The sequence below is a fragment of the Polaribacter sp. HL-MS24 genome, assembly GCF_032758595.1.
GTDB lineage: Bacteria > Bacteroidota > Bacteroidia > Flavobacteriales > Flavobacteriaceae > Polaribacter.
On record NZ_CP136415.1, the window covers coordinates 1,202,883 to 1,221,226 of the forward strand.

Here is an 18,344-nt window from a genome sequence, read left to right on the forward strand (position 1 = left end):
AAAAAAACAAAGTCATTACAACTACGGTAATGGCTTTTTTAATTTGGTTATCTTTCGAGAACATCTATGTGCAGTTATTTTAGTATTTTCGAAATACTTTTTGGTTGTTTGGAAGAAGAAAAATGATTCACATTAAAAAAAAGAGGCTTGAGTAATTTTAAAAACATATCACTTCGCATACGGATCTTTTTATCGATGATCCTATTGGTATTGCTGGCATCCGTTTTAATTTTGGGGGTTACAGTATACCAATATGACGAACAAACCAAAGATTATAACATTCAGCGTTTTGAGCGTAAAGAAGCAATTACCAAAGAAACAATTGAATTAGAATTAAAAAACAAAACGCAATATCCGGTAAACACAATCAACCTTCCTTTAATTTTTCAAGATCGTATTTATGAAATTTCTGCCATTAACAAATTAAACATTTCGCTTTATGACTTGGAGGGGAAACTTTTAAAAACTTCTTTGGGAAACGCTTTTGAGAGGATAGAAAAAAAACCACTTTCTCAGGACATCATCTCCAAATTGGCACAAAATTCAAACCATCGAATATTAAAAACATCTCATGAAGACGATATGGGTTTTCAATCTTCCTATTCCTATATCAATGATCCAAAATTCAAACGAATCGGAATTCTAGAAGTTCAGTTTACCCAAGACAATTCAGAAATTGAAGACGAATTAAAGGAGTTTATCACACGGTTAAGTTTGGTGTACATTTTAATGTTTCTCATCGCCATTGCCTTGGCATATTTTTTATCGAGCTACATCACCCGTTCCATTAAAACAATTTCAGATAAAATTCAGCAGACAAAATTAAATAAGCGAAACGAGAAAATTATTTTAAATGCAGCAAGTTCAGAGATTGAAGTGTTGGTTGATGCTTACAATAGTATGATCGATGAGTTGGCAGAAAGCGCAGTCAAGTTGGCAAAAAGCGAGCGTGAACAAGCTTGGCGAGAAATGGCAAAACAAGTAGCACATGAAATTAAAAATCCGCTAACTCCAATGCGATTAACAGTGCAAAGTTTTGAACGAAAGTTCAATCCGACCGAGGAGAACGCAAAAGAAAAATTGGCAGAATACAGTCAGACCTTAATTCAGCAAATCGATGTCATGAGTTCGATTGCTTCAGCATTTTCTGATTTTGCAAAAATGCCTTCTCAGAAAAGAGAAAAAATAGAAGTGATTGGCGTGGTCAAAATGGCCTTAGATATTTTTAATGAAGAATATATTGAATACCTACCCTTGGAAAAAGAATTGTTTGCTTATTTGGATAAAACCCAATTGATTCGAATTGTGACTAATTTGGTGAAGAACGCTGACCAAGCCTCAGAAAATTGCACGAATAAGCGTATTGAAGTAAAAGTGTCCTCTGAAGGGAATAACATTAAAATTACGGTTTCCGATTCTGGTAAAGGAATTTCTGAAGAGGTAAAGCAATTGATTTTCGAACCTAAATTTACGACAAAAAGTAGCGGTATGGGCCTAGGATTGCCAATGATTAAAAATATTATCGAAGCCTATGACGGTAGTATTTCATTCACTTCTGAAGAAGAAATTGGAACGGTTTTTACCGTCATTTTACCCAAGACATAATCCTCGATAGGCAGCAATTTAAAACTTAAAGAAATGAAATTGAATACCATTCTACTTGAGACCCAAAAAGGACAGGCAAAAGTAACCATCAATCGTCCTAACAAATTAAATGCATTGAATAAAGAAACGATTGAAGAGTTGAGTACTGCTTTTAAAGCTTTGGAAGAGGATCCAACCGTTCAGGTAATCATTCTTTCAGGAAGTGGAGAAAAAGCCTTTGTCGCTGGAGCAGATATTTCAGAATTTGCGAATTTCTCTGTCGATGAAGGAGGCGCTTTGGCGCAAAAAGGGCAAGAGATGTTGTTTGATTTGATCGAGAATCTATCTACCCCTGTGATTGCTGCTATTAACGGTTTTGCTTTGGGCGGAGGACTAGAATTGGCAATGGCTTGTCACTTTAGAATTGCTTCCGAAAATGCAAAAATGGGATTGCCAGAGGTTTCTTTAGGAGTGATCCTGGATATGGCGGAACACAACGGTTGCCTCAATTGATAGGAAAAGGAAAAGCCATGGAATTGATTTTGACTGCCGCGATGATTTCTGCACAAGAAGCTAAAGAATGCGGACTAGTCAATCATGTGGTAGCTCAAGAAGAATTAGTTCTTTTGGCAGAAAAGCTGGCAGGAAAAATAACCCGAAACTCTTCTGTTGCGATTAGTGCAGCCATCCGAGCTGTAAATGCTCATTTTGAAGAGGGTGTAAATGGGTATGATACAGAGATCGCAGAGTTTGCTGATTGTTTTGGAACCGAAGATTTTAAAGAAGGAACCACTGCTTTTTTAGAAAAAAGAACGGCAAATTTTCCAGAAATTAGAGCATCAAAAAAACAGCAATTTTTACAGGATCCCTTTCCATTCGGCATAAAACTGTTCTAAAAACTGTTCCATATAACGGTGTCTCTTAGTAGCAATTTTTTGTCCTGTTTTGGTGTTCATTGTATCCTTTAATAAAAGAAGCTTTTCATAAAAATGATTGATGGTGGGTGCCTCCGAATTTTTATATTCCTCTTTGGTCATGTTGAGGTTTGGAGAAATTTCAGGATTGTACAAAGCACGGTTTTTAAATCCTCCATAATTGAAACAACGGGCAATTCCAATGGCGCCAATCGCATCGAGACGGTCAGCATCTTGCACCACTTCCAACTCTTTTGAAGTGAATTTCTCAGCCCCTTTTTCAAATGAATTTTTATACGACATTTGCTCGATGATCTTTACCACATGTGCAATGGTTTCAGAGTTTACCTTTTGAAGTAGTAAAAATTCTTGCGCTTTTTTAGGGCCAATGGTTTCATCACCTTTATAAAACTTAGGGTCAGCAATATCATGTAAAAGTGCCGCTAAGGAAACCGTAAACACATCCACCTTTTCTTGTTTCGAAATCAAAAGAGTGTTTTTATAGACTCGTTCAATATGAAACCAGTCATGTCCTCCTTCCGCATTTTGAAGTTCGCTTTTTACAAAAGCAATTGTATTTTCTAGAATAGTTGGGTGATTCATTTTTGGATAAAAATAGAAAAACCACGCAAATTTGCGTGGTTTTTTAGGTGTTATTTTAATCGTTTCAATTGATTAAAAATTAACAAAACTCTTCATAGGCTTGTGCCAAGTTTTGTGCAATCATTTGTGCAGAACGGCCTTCAATATGGTGACGTTCTAACATGTGAACTAAATTACCATCTTTAAATAATGCCATAGCTGGTGAAGATGGAGGAAATGGAATCATAAACTCACGTGCTTTTTGAGTAGATTCTTTTTCAACACCTGCAAAAACAGTTGTCAAGTTGGTTGGAGTTTTCTCGGCAGCTAAAGAAGCAATTGCTCCCGGTCTTGCAGTTCCTGCTGCACATCCACAAACAGAATTTACCACTACTAAAGTTGTTCCTTTTTTTGCCAATGCATTTTCAACATCTTGGCTTGTATATAATGCTTCAAAACCAGCGTTGATTAACTCGTCTCGCATTGGTTTTACTAATTCTTCTGGATACATAATTTTAAATATAAATTCAATTGCAAATATAAAACATTTTACAGCAGGAAACAAAACTCACTGGAGGCATGTTTTTACAGCAACATCAATAAAATGGATGGTGCTGGATATCTCATAAAAACTTCTGGGTTTTCTGAAGATTCTCTTATATTTGATGAAATAAGAAATGTAAAAATGGGAAATTTTTCAAAATGGTTAGGAGCCGGACTGGGCTTTACTTTAGGAGGGCCAATTGGTGCAGCGCTTGGGTTTGCGCTGGGGAGTTTTGTCGATGGATTTAGTGCAGAAGATCTAACTAGCGAGCAGCAACAATATCGTCAGCAAGGGAATCGGAATACCCAATCGGGAGATTTCGAAATTAGTCTTTTGGTTTTGGCATCCATTATCATCAAAGCAGATGGAAAAGTAGACACCAAAGAGTTGGATTTTGTAAGGAATCAATTTGTGGGAATGTATGGCAAAGAACGAGCTAATAATGCGTTCCAGTTGTTTAAAGGGGTGATTAAAAAGGATATTTCTGCCAGACAAGTTTGTCTACAAATCAGACAACACATGCCGCACGCTTCTCGATTGCAATTGCTTCATTTTTTATTTGGAATTGCAAAGGCAGACGGACAGGTTGCGGAGATTGAAGTAGAAGAAATTCGAAAAATTGCTGGATATTTATACATCAATCCTTCCGATTTTGAATCGATCAAGGCCATGTTTTACAATGCTTCAGAAAATAATTATAAAATCTTAGAAATTTCCAAAACAGCAACTAATGAGGAGGTGAAAAAAGCTTATAGAAAAATGGCTAAAAAATACCATCCCGATAAAATACAAGATTTAGGCGAAGCCCACATGAAAGGTGCAAAAGAAAAGTTTCAAAGCATTCAATCTGCCTATGAAAATATCAAAGCAGGACGAGGAATGTAAGTCTTTTTTGTAAGGATATTCAAGGCGAAAAGCCTTCAATTTTTCAAAACCACTAGGATTTGCAACTTCGTTCTCTACAAACTCAAAAAATTACAAGAAAATCCTTAATTTCGCATTCTTATAAGAAAAGATAGAAAATGAGCGCGAAATTTCCTGAATATAAAGGACTTGACTTACCAAATATAGCTGAAGAAATTCTACAATATTGGGAAGAACACAACATCTTCGAAAAAAGTGTTAGCACTAGAGAAGGGAAAGAACCCTACGTTTTTTATGAAGGACCACCTTCTGCAAACGGATTGCTAAGGTGTTCACCATGTTTTGGCGCGCGCAATAAAAGATATTTTTCCTCGATACAAAACCATGAAAGGATTTCAGGTGAAGCGAAAAGCTGGCTGGGATACGCATGGTTTGCCTATTGAATTAGGAGTAGAAAAAGAACTCGGGATTACCAAAGAAGATATTGGAAAGAAAATTTCGGTTGAAGATTACAATGCAGCTTGTAGGAAAGCAGTCATGCGCTATACAGATATTTGGAACGACTTAACCCAAAAAATGGGATATTGGGTAGACATGGACGATCCCTACATTACCTACGAACCTAAATATATGGAGTCTGTTTGGTGGTTATTGAAAGAGATTTATAACAAAAAATTAATTTACAAAGGCTATACCATTCAGCCATATTCACCAAAGGCAGGAACGGGTTTAAGTTCACATGAACTAAACCAACCTGAACCTACTAGGATGTGACAGACACCACCATTGTTGCACAGTTTAAAGCGATTGAAACAACATTACCTTCTTTTTTACAAAACCTAGGCCCTGTTTATTTCCTTGCCTGGACAACGACTCCTGGACTTTGCCAAGTAACACAGCACTAACTGTTGGTCCAAAAATTGAATATGTTTTAGTAGACACGTTCAATCAATATACCTTTGAACCTACCAAAGTAGTTTTAGCTAAAAAGTTAATTGGGAAGCAATTTGGAGGAAAGAACAATGTACAAGTAGAAACTTCAGAAGCGCTTTCTAGCTATATTGCTGGAGAAAAACAAATTCCTTTTTACGTGGTCAAAGAGTTTGTGGGAAAAGATTTAGTAGGAATCCGATACGAGCAAATTTTAGACTATGTTCTTCCAAATGACAATCCACAAGATGCATTTCGAATTATTTCTGGAGATTTTGTTACTACTGAAGATGGAACTGGAATTGTCCATACAGCACCTACTTTTGGAGCAGATGATGCTCTGGTTGCCAAACAAGCTGTTCCTGAAATCCCACCATTATTGGTTAAAGACGAGAACGAAAATTTAGTTCCCTTGGTCGATTTACAAGGAAAATTCAGGCCTGAAGTTACCGACTTTGCTGGTAAATACGTGAAAAACGAATATTACCCAGAAGGAGAAGCTCCCGAAAAATCAGTCGATGTTGAATTGGCAATCAAATTAAAAACTGAAAATAAAGCCTTTAAGGTTGAAAAATACAAGCACAGTTATCCTAACTGTTGGCGAACTGACAAACCAATTTTGTACTATCCACTAGACTCTTGGTTTATCAAAGTAACGGATGTAAAAGAGAGAATGCATTCATTAAACAAAACCATCAACTGGAAGCCAGAGTCAACGGGAACAGGTCGTTTTGGAAACTGGTTGGCGAATGCAAACGATTGGAATTTATCGCGTTCTCGCTATTGGGGAATTCCGTTGCCTATCTGGAGAACAGAAGATGGAAAAGAAGAAATTTGTATTGGTTCTGTCAAAGAACTAAAAGAAGAAATGACCAAAGCGGTTGCAGCTGGAGTCATGAGTGAAGATATTTTCTCAAGTTTTGAGGTTGGAGACAACAGCGAAGAGAACTATGCAAAAATCGATTTGCACAAAAATATTGTTGATGAAATTGTCTTAGTTTCAGCATCAGGACAACCGATGAATCGTGAAAGTGATTTGATAGACGTGTGGTTCGATTCGGGATCTATGCCTTATGCACAATGGCATTACCCGTTTGAAAACAAAGATTTAATAGATGAAAACAAGTCCTTTCCTGCAGATTTTATTGCAGAAGGAGTTGATCAAACACGTGGGTGGTTTTATACCTTACACGCTATTGCGACCATGGTTTTTGATTCGGTTGCTTACAAAAATGTTGTTTCTAATGGATTGGTTCTAGACAAAAACGGACATAAAATGTCCAAACGTTTAGGAAATGCGACAGATCCTTTTACAACCTTATCGACCTATGGTGCCGATGCGACACGTTGGTACATGATTGCTAATGCAAATCCATGGGACAATTTAAAATTTGACTTAGAAGGAATTGAAGAGGTAAAGCGTAAGTTCTTTGGAACCCTGTACAACACCTATTCGTTCTTTACTTTATACACCAACATTGACGGTTTTTCATATAGCGAAGATGACATTGCATTGGAAAAGAGACCCGAAATTGATCGATGGATTTTGTCAGAACTTCATACCTTAATTCAGAAAGTAGATACTTTTTACGCAGAATACGAACCGACTCGAGCGGCAAGAGCGATTTCAGATTTTACTCAAGATTACTTAAGTAATTGGTATGTTCGATTGAGCAGGAGACGTTTTTGGAAAGGAGATTATCAAACCGATAAAATTTCGGCATACCAAACTTTGTACACTTGTATGGTGACCATCGCAAAGTTAGGAGCTCCTATAGCGCCTTTCTTTATGGACAAGCTGTATCAAGATTTGAATTCGGTTACCAGAAAAGAAGCTTCTGAAAGTATTCATTTGGCAGATTTTCCAAAATCCGACTCGAGTTTTGTTGATCCTTCTTTAGAACGAAAAATGGAAAATGCACAAATCATTTCCTCTTTAGTTTTGTCATTAAGAGCCAAAGAGAAGATTAAGGTGCGTCAGCCACTTCAAAAAATCATGATTCCTGTAGACAGTGAACAGCAAAAAGAAGAAATTTTAGCTGTAGCAGACTTGATTAAGCACGAGGTTAATATTAAAGAAATTCAAATTTTGGAGGATGCTTCAGAAATTTTGATCAAACAAATTAAACCCAACTTTAAAACATTAGGACCTAAATTTGGGAAAGAGATGCGTTTTATAGCTACTGAAGTTCAGGGGTTTACGAAAGAAGATATTCAAAAAATAGAAAAAGAGGGTAATATTTCTTTAGAAATTAATGGAAAAGAGATAACTTTAGATCGTGAAGATGTAGAAATATCTTCAAAAGATATCGAAGGTTGGTTGGTTGCAAACGAAGGTGGAGTAACAGTAGCTTTAGATGTTACCATTTCGGAAGCGTTGCACAAAGAAGGAGTTGCTCGAGAATTGGTCAATAGAATTCAGAATGCACGGAAAGACAATGGACTGGAAGTAACTGATAAAATTAAATTGACAGTTTTGAATTTTGAAACCCTTCAGGCTTCAATTTTAGAAAATAAAGCGTATATTATGAGTGAAACATTGACTCAAGAACTGGTTTTTGTGGATTCATTGAGAGAGGGTACAGAGATTGAGTTTGATACGATTAAAAGTAGAATATTAATTGAAAAAATGTAAAATTATGTCAGAAGTTAAAGTAAAATATTCAGATGAAGATTTACAAGAGTTTAAAGCAATTATTGAAAAAAAAATAGAAAGAGCTAAATCTGATTTAGCCTTATTGCAAAGCTCATACAAAAACGGTTCAGACAACGGAACTGATGATACATCACCTTCTTTTAAGTCTTTTGACGAAGGTTCGGATGTGATGAGTAAGGAGGCCAATGTTCAATTGGCAATACGACAAGAAAAGTTCATTCGTGATTTAAATAATGCGTTGTTACGGATTGAAAACAAAACCTATGGTGTTTGTAGGGTTACTGGAAAGTTAATTCAAAAAGAGCGGTTAAAATTAGTTCCACATGCTACTTTAAGTATTGAGGCAAAACGCAAACAATAATTTTTTGATGTTGCTATCCTAAAATTTTTTGTTTTTCCAGTCTGAAATTTTTTCAGATTGCTAAAGCAAATTGAACAGTAGTACACTGAGAGTGTAAATAATTTCAGAACTACCAATTTACTCTTTTCAGCTACCCCCTTTTTTTGACGAATGCCGCTGGTTTTATATTTTTTAAAAAGATCAATGCAAACATAAAAATGGCTCATAATTTTTAATTGGATGAAAAAAAGGTATGCAATTTTCTTGTTTTTAGGATGCTCCATCTTCGGGTTTTCTCAGAAAATAGCAGAAAAGAAAGTCCAATCTCTTGCGACTCAAATTGAAATTTCTACTTTGGGGCTTGATGAGGTTGTCCTAGAAAATTCTACTTCAGAGTTTATTGAAATGTATTTAACGGCAGAAAACCCCAATCAACAGCATCTAGTGTATAAAGAAGCGGGTGAAACGGTATACATCAAATTTCACATTCCAGAAATGTCAACAGAAGATCCTGTTTTCAGAAAATTTATTACCCAAAGATTGCAAAGAGCCTCTGCAATTATCAAAATTCCTCAACAGAAATCGGTCATTATTTTTGGAGACAATATCAATATTACTTCAAAAAGCTATAAAGGACCTTTGGATGTCTATATTGAAAATGGGATCTTAAAACTCGATACTGTTCAAGCCAGCACAAAGGTAAAATTGTATGAAGGGAGTGTTTTTGCGAGTTTAAAAGATGCAAATATTCAGGCAGTATCGACCAGTGGAACCATCTCTATTGATCAAAAAATACAACAGGAAAACTTTTACAAAAAAGCAGCAAATTCAGCCATTCACTTTACAATCACAACCAGTAAAGCAAATATCTTTTTAACCACCTATAAAACACAATAATATTCTTATTTTTGTGAATACAAAATTCAACATAATGTCCAAAAAGACGCTGGCAATTCTTACCATTTTTATCGCAATTCTTTTAGATCAAGTTCTAAAAATTTATGTAAAAACACACTTTGTTCTTAATGAAGAAGTGGTATTTTTTGATTGGTTCAAAATTCATTTTACAGAAAATAATGGGATGGCCATGGGCTTTGAATTTGGAGGTAAAGCAGGAAAGTTATTTCTTACTCTTTTTCGATTGGTTGCTGTTTCTGCAATCATATACTGGTTGGTCCAACACCTTAAACGAGGAACCCATAAAACAGTAATTTTTGCGATTGCGTTGATTTTTGCAGGTGCCGTCGGAAACATTATTGATTCTGTTTTTTATGGTGTTCTTTTTGATTCTTCCAATCATCAGGTTGCAACACTTTTCTCTGATAAACCTTATGGAGAACTTTTTTATGGGAAGGTGGTCGATATGTTTTATTTCCCATTTATTCAAAATGCAACACTCCCTGAATGGATTCCTTTTGTAGGAGGAGATAACTTCACCTTTTTTCAATACATCTTCAATCCAGCAGATGCTTTTATAACTACTGGAGTTGCCTTGCTTTTTATCTATAGCAAACAGGCGTTCCCAAAAGAGGAAACTCAAAAAGTAGCTTAAGCTTTTCGACACGAATTTGTGATGCATTAATTTAACATTTAATTTTTAAAGTCTCCCTATCTATCCTACATTAAAATGTGTATTTTCGTTAGATGTCAGCACCACTAGAACTTCAGCTACAAACGTTACCAGATAGTCCTGGTGTGTATCAATATTTTGATAAAAATGAGGTGGTTATTTATGTGGGGAAAGCGAAGAATTTAAAGAAAAGAGTTTCTTCTTATTTTACTAAAAACCACGAAAACGCTAAAACTCGCATATTAGTAAAGCAAATTACCCACATCAAACATATTGTTGTAGATACGGAAACGGATGCACTTTTATTAGAAAACAATCTGATAAAAAAATACAAACCAAAGTACAATATCTTATTAAAAGATGATAAATCGTATCCTTGGATTTGCATCAAGAAGGAACGTTTTCCAAGGGTTTTTATGACTCGTAGGCACATCAAAGATGGTTCAGAATACTATGGTCCTTATACTAGTATCAAGACTGTAAGAGTTTTACTCGACCTAATCAAAGAACTGTATTCCATAAGAACCTGTAACTATGATTTGAGTCAACAAAAAATCAACGAAGGAAAATACAAGGTGTGCTTAGAATTTCATTTGAAAAATTGTAAAGGGGGATGCGAAGGGTTTCAAACTGAAGCAAAATATTTAGAAGAAATTGCCGCCATTCGAAACATTGTAAAAGGGAATTTTAAAGAAAGTGTAGAGAAATTCAACCAAATGATGCTTCAATTTTCTAAAAACATGGAGTTTGAAGAAGCGCAAAAAATAAAAGAGAAAGTTCATTTACTGTCCAACTATCAAGCAAAATCGACCATTATCAATCCGTCAATTAACAATGTAGATGTATTTTCAATTATTTCTGATGAAACTCATGGGTATGCCAATTTTTTTAAGATTTCAAATGGAGCGATCATCCAGTCGCATACTACAGAAATTAAGAAAAAACTAGATGAGACCGACAAAGAAATGCTCGAGTTGTTTATTGTCGAAATTAGACAGCGTTTCAATTCGTTGACCCAAGAAATTTATGTTCCTTTCAAGGTCGATTTAGGGGAAGGGATAAAAGTAACCATCCCAAAATTAGGGGATAAAAAACGAATTATTGAACTCTCTGAACGCAATGCAAAATACTATCGCCAAGAACAATTCAAGCAAATTAAAATTGTAGATCCAGATAGACATGTAAAACGAGTTATGGCACAAATGAAAGCAGATTTACGTCTTTCTGCTGAACCACGACATATTGAGTGCTTTGACAATTCGAACATTCAAGGAACACATCCCGTTGCAGCTTGTGTGGTTTTTAGAGATGGGAAACCCAGTAAAAAAGAATACCGACATTACAATATCAAGACTGTAGAAGGACCAGACGATTTTGCGTCGATGGAAGAAGTAGTTTTCAGGCGATACAAACGATTGTTAGAAGAGGAAGCTTCGTTGCCACAACTTATTATTGTAGATGGAGGAAAAGGACAACTGTCTTCGGCCTTAAAAAGTTTGGATCTTTTGGGTTTGCGGGGTAAAATTGCCATTATTGGGATTGCCAAAAGATTGGAAGAAATTTATTATCCGGACGACCCCATTCCTTTATATTTAGACAAGAAATCAGAGACACTAAAAATTACCCAATATTTGCGAAATGAAGCCCACCGATTTGGGATTACCTTTCATAGAAACAAACGAAGTAAAAGCGCGATCAAAAGTGAAATGGAACAAATTCCTGATATTGGAAAGCAAACGATTACCAATTTATTGCGTAAATTTAAGTCGGTAAAAAGAGTAAAAGAGGCTTCTTTAGAAGAACTGAAAACCGAGATCGGTAACGCAAGAGCTTTAAAAGTATACCAATATTATCATCCGCCTAAAAAATGAAAAAGGAATTCTTCATCACTTTTTTACTAAGCACAACCTTGATTTTTGCACAACAAAAGCAGCCTAAGGTGGGATTGGTGCTTAGTGGTGGTGGTGCCAAAGGATTTGCTCATGTAGGAATCTTAAAAGAAATTGACAAAGCAGGATTACAAATAGATTATATTGGAGGGACAAGTATGGGTGCTGTGATTGGTGGCCTCTATGCTATCGGATACTCTGGAGAGCAGATAGAAAAGATTGTAGTTGAGACTGATTTTGTTTCATTACTCAGAGACAAATTGCCAAGAAGTACCACCCCTTTTGTTGAAAAAGAATTCGGAGAAAAAACGATTCTTTCACTGCCTGTTTCAAAAGGTAAAATTGGTTTGCCAAAAGCAGTTTCAAAAGGGCAAAACATGTTGAGCTTACTTATCGAATTGATCTCTGAAACAGAAGCAATTTCTGATTTTTCAAAATTTCAAATCCCCTTTTTTTGTATTGCCACTGATGTAGAAACAGGAGGAGAAGTTATTTTAGAGAAGGGCTCCTTGCCAATTTCATTACGAGCAAGTGGCTCTTTCCCAACCCTTTTAAACCCTGTTGAAATTGCGGGTAAATTACTCATTGACGGGGGAGTTGCCAATAATTTTCCAGTTGATATTATGAGAGAAAAAGGCGTAGATATCATTATTGGTGTCGATGTGCAGGGGCAACTATACCATAAAGACAAACTCTCGTCGGTTGTAGCTATTTTAAATCAAATCATGAGTTATCAGATGTACAACAAAAGAGACGCTGATAAAAATAAGATTGAGATCTATATTCGACCAGATATTTTGACCTATAATGTTGTTGATTTTGATCAAAAAATGAAAATCTTAGAAGCTGGAGATCGGGTTGCTGTAAATTATTCAACAGTTTTTGAGGAAATTGCAGCTCGACAAGTTGATAAGAAAAAAAGAAAAAAAGTAACGACAGACACTAAAAAAATAACCATTTCCGATATCACTATTCAAGGAATCCAAAGTCATTCAAGAGCTTATGTTTTAGGGAAGTTAAATCTTGTCGAAGGCGATCGACTCTCAAGAAATGACATTACAAGACGAATTTATAAGCTGTCCGCTACCAAAAATTATGAACGAATATCATACAAGTTAAAGAAACGCTCAGAGAATGATGCCGAAATTGTGATACACTTAACTGAATTGTCGAAAAAACCCACTTTAGAGCTGGGTCTGCATTATGATTTATTGTATGAATCAGCAGTTATAGCGAGATATAAGGATGAAGGAGTTTTCAACCCCAACGACGTTTTTTCTTTTGATGCCATTTTAGGCGATAAATTGCGCTACAGTCTCAACTATTTTGTGGATAATGGGTTTTATTTTAGCTATGGTGTTCGGTCCCGATACAATCGTTTTATTGCAAATTCAAAATTCAATAATATTACCTCCAATTCTGTTGAAATAAATAGCATTAATTTAAAATACACAGATTTTACCAATCAATTGTTTGTGCAAACAACCTTTGATCGTAAATTCGCCCTAGGTGTTGGTTTGGAACATAAAAAATTACGGATCACTTCAGAAACCATAGTTGAGAATAACAAGGAAACTGTCTATGACGATAGTAATTATTTGAATACTTTTGGATATATAAAACTTGACACCTATGATCAAAAGTATTTTATAACTAAAGGGTATTTTGCAGATTTAGGCTTTCAATGGTATTTCAATTCTACGGGGAGCAGTGATTTTAAAAATTTTGGACAAGCAAGAGGAACCTTGGGCTTTGCGACCACTTTTTTTGATAAATTGACCTTTCAAAACACCCACGAGGCAGGGTTTACGATTGATAGTCCCACCTCAACTATTTTTGATTTTTATCTAGGGGGGTACAATCAAAACTATATAAATTCTTTTATTTCTTTGTACGGATACGCGTTTGCAGAACTTGCAAATCATTCTTTTTTAAAGACAGAATTGTTATTCAGATACCAGTTTTTAGAAAAGAATTACATTTCTTTTATTGCCAATTACGCCCGTCTGGATGACAATGTATTAAAAGACACTCGAATTTTTAAAGACATAAAATCAGGCTATGCTCTTGGTTATAGTTTGGATTCTTTTATTGGGCCTATAGAACTAAAATATAGTTGGTCACCAGACACAAAGGAAGGCGCAATTTTATTCAATTTAGGGTATTGGTTTTAGTTCTTTCCATTTATTAAGAAATCCTAATTTGGCATTTATTTTTCTGTATAAAATTCAGTATATTTACTGATTAATGAAGTAAAGAAGGGTACTTGATACTCGTTTGAAAATCAAATTATAAACAGAAAAAAGGTCGAGACAAAGTTCCAGACTTTTCTAAAATATACTCACATGGGATGTAGTAGTTGTGCTACTGGTAAAGACGGTGTTCCAAAAGGATGTAAAAGTAACGGAAGTTGCGCTACAGGTGGATGCGAAAAATTATCAGTTTTTGATTGGTTGTCTAATATGACATTGCCAAATGGAGAAGAATCATTTAACATCTTTGAAATTCGTTTTAAAAACGGAAGAAAAGAGTTTTATAAAAACACAGAGAATATACGAATTGCTATGGGCGATATTCTAGCCGTAGAAGGTTCGCCAGGACATGATATTGGTTCTGTTTCTTTAGCAGGCGAGCTGGTAAAGGTTCAAATGAAAAAAAGAAATGTTCCGATTGATAGTCCAGAAATTAAAAAAATCTATCGAAAAGCAAACCAAAAAGATATTGATGTTTGGCAAGCTTCACGAGAAAAAGAAATTGAAACGCAACGCAAAGGAAGAGAAATTTTAGGTCGTTTAGGCTTAAAAATGAAACTGTCCGATGTAGAGTATCAAGGCGATGGAAATAAGGCAACGTTTTATTATACAGCTGAAACAAGAGTCGATTTTAGACAGCTTATTAGAGATTTGGCAGGAGCCTTTTCTATTCGAGTTGAAATGAAACAAGTGGGTGCTCGACAAGAAGCGGCAAGACTTGGTGGGGTTGGTTCTTGTGGAAGAGAATTGTGTTGTTCTACTTGGTTAACAGACTTTAGAAAAGTAACCACTTCAGCAGCGCGCTATCAGCAATTGTCTTTGAATCCATTAAAATTGGCAGGACAATGTGGTAAGTTGAAATGCTGTTTAAATTTTGAATTGGATACTTATTTAGACGCACTAAAAGAATTCCCAAAACAAGAAACCATTTTACTTACAGAGAAAGGACCCGCTGTTTTTGTTAAAATGGATATTTTTAAACAGCATCTTTGGTATACCTACAAAGAAGAAAGATCGAAATGGTTTTTATTAACCTTGGAGCAAGTTCAAGAGATCATAGCGTTGAATAAAAATAAAGAGAAAGCTTCTTCGTTAGAAGAGTATGAATACGAGGTTGAAACTCCAGTGAAAGTGAATTTTGAAGACGCTGTTGGACAAGATAGTTTGACTCGTTTTGATGTTCCTAAAACTAAAAAACGAAGAAATAACAAAAACCGCAACCAACAGAAGGCCAGTATCGGAAATCCAAATCAGCCAAAAACAGCTGTTCGACAAGCCCCAAAAAGGAATTCTAACAGAAAACCAAAACCAAAAACTGCTGGAGAACAACCCAAAGGAGACGTAAAAAGCACCAATAAACCAAGAAGAAAAAACAATAGAAATCGGAACTCTAACACTCCAAAAAATGAAAACGATTCAGAAAAAAAATAAGGTTTTAAGCCTACTGATTCTTTTACTGGTAGCCTTTTCTTGTTCTTCTGATGTTGTGTATACCAGTTATACTGCTGTGGAAAATAATTCATGGGACACGCATAAAAAAATCACCTTTAATTTTTCGATTACAGACACGATTTCTAAACAAAATGTATTTATCAATATTCGAAATAACAATGCCTACAAATACAGCAATTTGTTTTTAATAACAGAATTAGTCTTTCCTAATAACACCAGAGTAATTGACACCTTGGAGTATGAAATGGCAGATCGTAGGGGCAAGTTTTTAGGAAAAGGATTTACTGAAACCAAAGAGAATAAATTATTTTATAAAGAAGAAAAAATATTTCCAATCTCTGGAGCATATTCCTTTCATGTGCGGCAGGCAATGCGAAAAAACGGGAGAACAGAGGGTGTTAAGACCCTAGAAGGGATCCTTTCCGTTGGATTGAGTATTGAAAAAATAAAGTAATATGGCACGTAAAAAAAAATCAGACTTTAAGAAGTATATCAAAGGCTTTTGGATTTTAATCACAAGCGGAGTTTTGGCACTTTTTTTAGTGTTTTATTTTACCTCATTAGGCGATTTACCAACCTTTGAGGAATTAGAAAATCCACAAATTAATCTTGCTACAGAAGTCATTTCTGCAGATGGAGTAACCATTGGAAAATATGCTACTGAAAATCGAACCCCGATTCATTATAGAGAATTGCCTCAAAATATTGTAAATGCGTTAATTGCTACTGAAGATGAGCGCTTTTACGAACATTCAGGAATCGATTTTAGAGGAACAGCAAGAGCCATTTTAAAACCAGGAAGTGGTGGCGCGAGTACCATTACACAGCAACTAGCAAAAATGTTGTTTACAGGAAGAGCCTCAAAAAACATTGTGATGCGAGTGCTTCAAAAAGTAAAAGAGTGGATTGTTGCAACAAAATTGGAAAGACAATACACCAAGCAAGAAATCATTGCCATGTATTTGAATAAATACGACTTTTTAAATCAAGCAGTCGGAATTCGTTCTGCATCTAGAATTTACTTTGGGAAAGAGCCAAAACAGTTAAATATCGAAGAATCTACCATGCTGGTAGGAATGTTGAAAAATTCTTCGTATTTCAATCCTCTTAGACGAAAGGCAAAGGTAAAACAACGAAGAAATGTAGTTCTGCTGCAAATGAATCGAAATAACTTTATTACAAAAAAAGAAAAAGATTCGTTACAACAACTACCCCTCAAATTAAATTACACCCCAGAAAGTCATAGTGATGGGTATGCTACCTACTTTAGATCGTATTTGCAGAAACAATTAAGAACCTGGGTGCAAAACAACCCAAAACCGAGTGGAGAGCAATACGACATTTTTAAAGATGGGTTAAAAATTTATGTAACCTTAGACTCTCGAATGCAACAATATGCAGAAGAAGCCGTAAAAGAACACATGTCTAATTTGCAAACTCATTTTTTTAAGGAACAAAAATATAATAAAACGGCTCCTTTTTATGATATTGAACCAACCGATGTTTCTATAATTTTTGACCGCGCAAAGAAAAATTCTGACCGGTATAAAAAGATGAAAATTGCTGGAAAATCAGAGAAAGAAATTGATGCTATTTTTCAGAAAAAAACAGGGATGAGCGTTTTTTCTTGGAAAGGAACTATCGATACCATTATGTCACCTATGGATTCCATTCGATATTACAAACATTTTTTACGATCCGGATTGCTTTCAGTAGAACCTCAAACGGGTCATGTAAAAGCATGGGTAGGAGGTATTAGTAATAAGTATTTTAAATATGATGCAGTACAGCAGCAAAAAAGACAAGTAGGATCAACTTTTAAACCTTTTGTATATGCAACCGCAATCAATCAGTTAAAATTATCGCCTTGCGATACGTTTCCAAATGTACATTATACCATTCCTAAAGGAAAGTACGGAATCCCTGAAGAGTGGAGACCTGATAATTCGAACAAAAAGTATGGAGGGATGCTGTCTTTAAAAGAAGGTCTAGCACGTTCAGTAAATACCATGTCGGCTCGATTGATTGATATGGTCAAGCCGGAAAATGTAGTTCGTCTCGCTAAGTTGGCAGGAATCGAAACTAGGATTCAGGCAAATCCTTCGATAGCTCTAGGAGCAGTAGATTTGTCGTTGATGGAAATGGTTAGCGCATATGCTACTTTTGCCAATAAGGGTTTACGAGTTACTCCAATGATTTTGACAAGAATTGAAGATAAAAATGGGACTGTTTTAGAGCAGTTTACTCCAGAGACTAAAGAGGTTTTAAGCGAAGAGTCTTCTTATGTGATTTTAGATTTGTTGAAAGGTGTTACAGAAGCGGGATCAGGACAACGTTTAAGGACCTCATATACGGCTCTTCCAGAGGTGGTTACCGGGTTTCCTTATAAATTTGAAAATCCGATTGCTGGTAAAACAGGAACCACTCAAAATCAGTCCGATGGTTGGTTTATGGGAATTGTACCCAATTTGGCCACAGGAGTTTGGACTGGCGGTGAGGATCGATCGATTCATTTTGAAGGCATTGCAAAAGGGCAAGGAGCAACCATGTCTTTACCTTCCTGGGCATTGTATATGAAAAAATGTTATGCAGATCCAACTCTAAATATCAGTATAGAAGATTTTGAAAGACCCGAAAAAGTCTCTATTGACATTAATTGTGGAGCTAAGAAAAAAGGAGAAGATGATGAAGAGGGCGAAGAAGAGGTAAAAAAAGTAGTGATTAAAGAAGATCTGGATTTTTAATATTTGTAAACTTGAGTAGCTAG

The 18,344-nt window shown here is 35.5% G+C and carries 12 protein-coding genes and 2 pseudogenes; 12 read left to right on the top strand and 2 right to left on the bottom strand.

Annotation, left to right across the window (positions count from 1 at the left end; genetic code table 11):
- Positions 1-195: 195 nt before the first annotated feature.
- Positions 196-1,605 (top strand): sensor histidine kinase, encoded by a 1,410-nt coding sequence (locus RRF69_RS05740; protein WP_316941113.1) that lies wholly within the window; start codon positions 196-198, stop codon positions 1,603-1,605.
- 33 nt (positions 1,606-1,638) lie between these two features.
- A pseudogene (locus tag RRF69_RS05745) lies at positions 1,639-2,411 on the top strand (enoyl-CoA hydratase/isomerase family protein); the annotation flags it as partial.
- 30 nt (positions 2,412-2,441) lie between these two features.
- Here the strand turns inward: RRF69_RS05745 and RRF69_RS05750 are convergent.
- Together RRF69_RS05750 and RRF69_RS05755 are read right to left on the bottom strand one after the other, a co-directional pair.
- A complete protein-coding gene (locus RRF69_RS05750; RefSeq protein WP_316941065.1) occupies positions 2,442-3,101 on the bottom strand; it encodes an HD domain-containing protein in 660 nt (219 codons plus the stop codon).
- Between the two features lie 79 nt (positions 3,102-3,180).
- Entirely contained in the window at positions 3,181-3,591 is a 411-nt protein-coding gene (locus RRF69_RS05755) for a BrxA/BrxB family bacilliredoxin (protein ID WP_316941066.1), read from the bottom strand.
- 174 nt (positions 3,592-3,765) lie between these two features.
- Here RRF69_RS05755 and RRF69_RS05760 point away from each other — a divergent pair, with 174 nt between their 5' ends.
- The 10 genes and pseudogenes from RRF69_RS05760 (at position 3,766) to RRF69_RS05805 (ending at position 18,321) form a co-directional block, all read left to right on the top strand.
- Positions 3,766-4,509 (top strand): TerB family tellurite resistance protein, encoded by a 744-nt coding sequence (locus RRF69_RS05760; protein ID WP_316941114.1) that lies wholly within the window; start codon positions 3,766-3,768, stop codon positions 4,507-4,509.
- Between the two features lie 137 nt (positions 4,510-4,646).
- Positions 4,647-8,053, top strand: a pseudogene (ileS, locus tag RRF69_RS05765) (isoleucine--tRNA ligase).
- 4 nt (positions 8,054-8,057) lie between these two features.
- A complete protein-coding gene (locus RRF69_RS05770) occupies positions 8,058-8,435 on the top strand; it encodes a TraR/DksA family transcriptional regulator (RefSeq protein ID WP_316941067.1) in 378 nt (125 codons plus the stop codon).
- A 219-nt stretch (positions 8,436-8,654) separates the two neighbouring features.
- The gene (locus RRF69_RS05775) at positions 8,655-9,311 is read left to right on the top strand and encodes a hypothetical protein (protein WP_316941068.1); all 657 of its coding nucleotides are present in this window, start codon (positions 8,655-8,657) and stop codon (positions 9,309-9,311) included.
- 34 nt (positions 9,312-9,345) lie between these two features.
- Complete coding sequence (locus tag RRF69_RS05780; protein WP_316941069.1) at positions 9,346-9,966, top strand: lipoprotein signal peptidase; 621 nt, start codon at positions 9,346-9,348, stop codon at positions 9,964-9,966.
- 92 nt (positions 9,967-10,058) lie between these two features.
- Positions 10,059-11,855, top strand: a complete 1,797-nt coding sequence (gene uvrC, locus RRF69_RS05785; RefSeq protein WP_316941070.1) for an excinuclease ABC subunit UvrC — start codon at positions 10,059-10,061, stop codon at positions 11,853-11,855.
- Positions 11,852-14,047, top strand: a complete 2,196-nt coding sequence (locus tag RRF69_RS05790; RefSeq protein WP_316941071.1) for a patatin-like phospholipase family protein — start codon at positions 11,852-11,854, stop codon at positions 14,045-14,047. Before uvrC ends, RRF69_RS05790 begins: the two co-directional genes overlap by 4 nt.
- A gap of 171 nt (positions 14,048-14,218) precedes the next feature.
- Positions 14,219-15,556 (top strand): regulatory iron-sulfur-containing complex subunit RicT, encoded by a 1,338-nt coding sequence (locus tag RRF69_RS05795; protein ID WP_316941072.1) that lies wholly within the window; start codon positions 14,219-14,221, stop codon positions 15,554-15,556.
- Positions 15,531-16,031, top strand: a complete 501-nt coding sequence (locus tag RRF69_RS05800; protein ID WP_316941073.1) for a gliding motility lipoprotein GldH — start codon at positions 15,531-15,533, stop codon at positions 16,029-16,031. The genes RRF69_RS05795 and RRF69_RS05800 overlap by 26 nt, the downstream gene beginning before the upstream one ends.
- A gap of 1 nt (position 16,032) precedes the next feature.
- Positions 16,033-18,321 (top strand): penicillin-binding protein 1A, encoded by a 2,289-nt coding sequence (locus RRF69_RS05805; RefSeq protein WP_316941074.1) that lies wholly within the window; start codon positions 16,033-16,035, stop codon positions 18,319-18,321.
- The last annotated feature ends 23 nt before the right edge of the window (positions 18,322-18,344 follow it).

What these genes read in the sequence shown, in the direction of transcription:
- RRF69_RS05805 (WP_316941074.1), top strand. Translation starts at nt 16,033, where the DNA reads ATGGCACGTAAAAAAAAATCAGACTTTAAGAAGTATATCAAAGGCTTT.
- RRF69_RS05775 (WP_316941068.1), top strand. Translation starts at nt 8,655, where the DNA reads ATGAAAAAAAGGTATGCAATTTTCTTGTTTTTAGGATGCTCCATCTTC.
- RRF69_RS05760 (WP_316941114.1), top strand. Translation starts at nt 3,766, where the DNA reads ATGGGAAATTTTTCAAAATGGTTAGGAGCCGGACTGGGCTTTACTTTA.
- RRF69_RS05795 (WP_316941072.1), top strand. Translation starts at nt 14,219, where the DNA reads ATGGGATGTAGTAGTTGTGCTACTGGTAAAGACGGTGTTCCAAAAGGA.
- RRF69_RS05790 (WP_316941071.1), top strand. Translation starts at nt 11,852, where the DNA reads ATGAAAAAGGAATTCTTCATCACTTTTTTACTAAGCACAACCTTGATT.
- RRF69_RS05770 (WP_316941067.1), top strand. Translation starts at nt 8,058, where the DNA reads ATGTCAGAAGTTAAAGTAAAATATTCAGATGAAGATTTACAAGAGTTT.
- uvrC (WP_316941070.1), top strand. Translation starts at nt 10,059, where the DNA reads ATGTCAGCACCACTAGAACTTCAGCTACAAACGTTACCAGATAGTCCT.
- RRF69_RS05755 (WP_316941066.1), bottom strand. Translation starts at nt 3,591, where the DNA reads ATGTATCCAGAAGAATTAGTAAAACCAATGCGAGACGAGTTAATCAAC.
- RRF69_RS05800 (WP_316941073.1), top strand. Translation starts at nt 15,531, where the DNA reads ATGAAAACGATTCAGAAAAAAAATAAGGTTTTAAGCCTACTGATTCTT.
- RRF69_RS05780 (WP_316941069.1), top strand. Translation starts at nt 9,346, where the DNA reads ATGTCCAAAAAGACGCTGGCAATTCTTACCATTTTTATCGCAATTCTT.
- RRF69_RS05740 (WP_316941113.1), top strand. Translation starts at nt 196, where the DNA reads ATGATCCTATTGGTATTGCTGGCATCCGTTTTAATTTTGGGGGTTACA.
- RRF69_RS05750 (WP_316941065.1), bottom strand. Translation starts at nt 3,101, where the DNA reads ATGAATCACCCAACTATTCTAGAAAATACAATTGCTTTTGTAAAAAGC.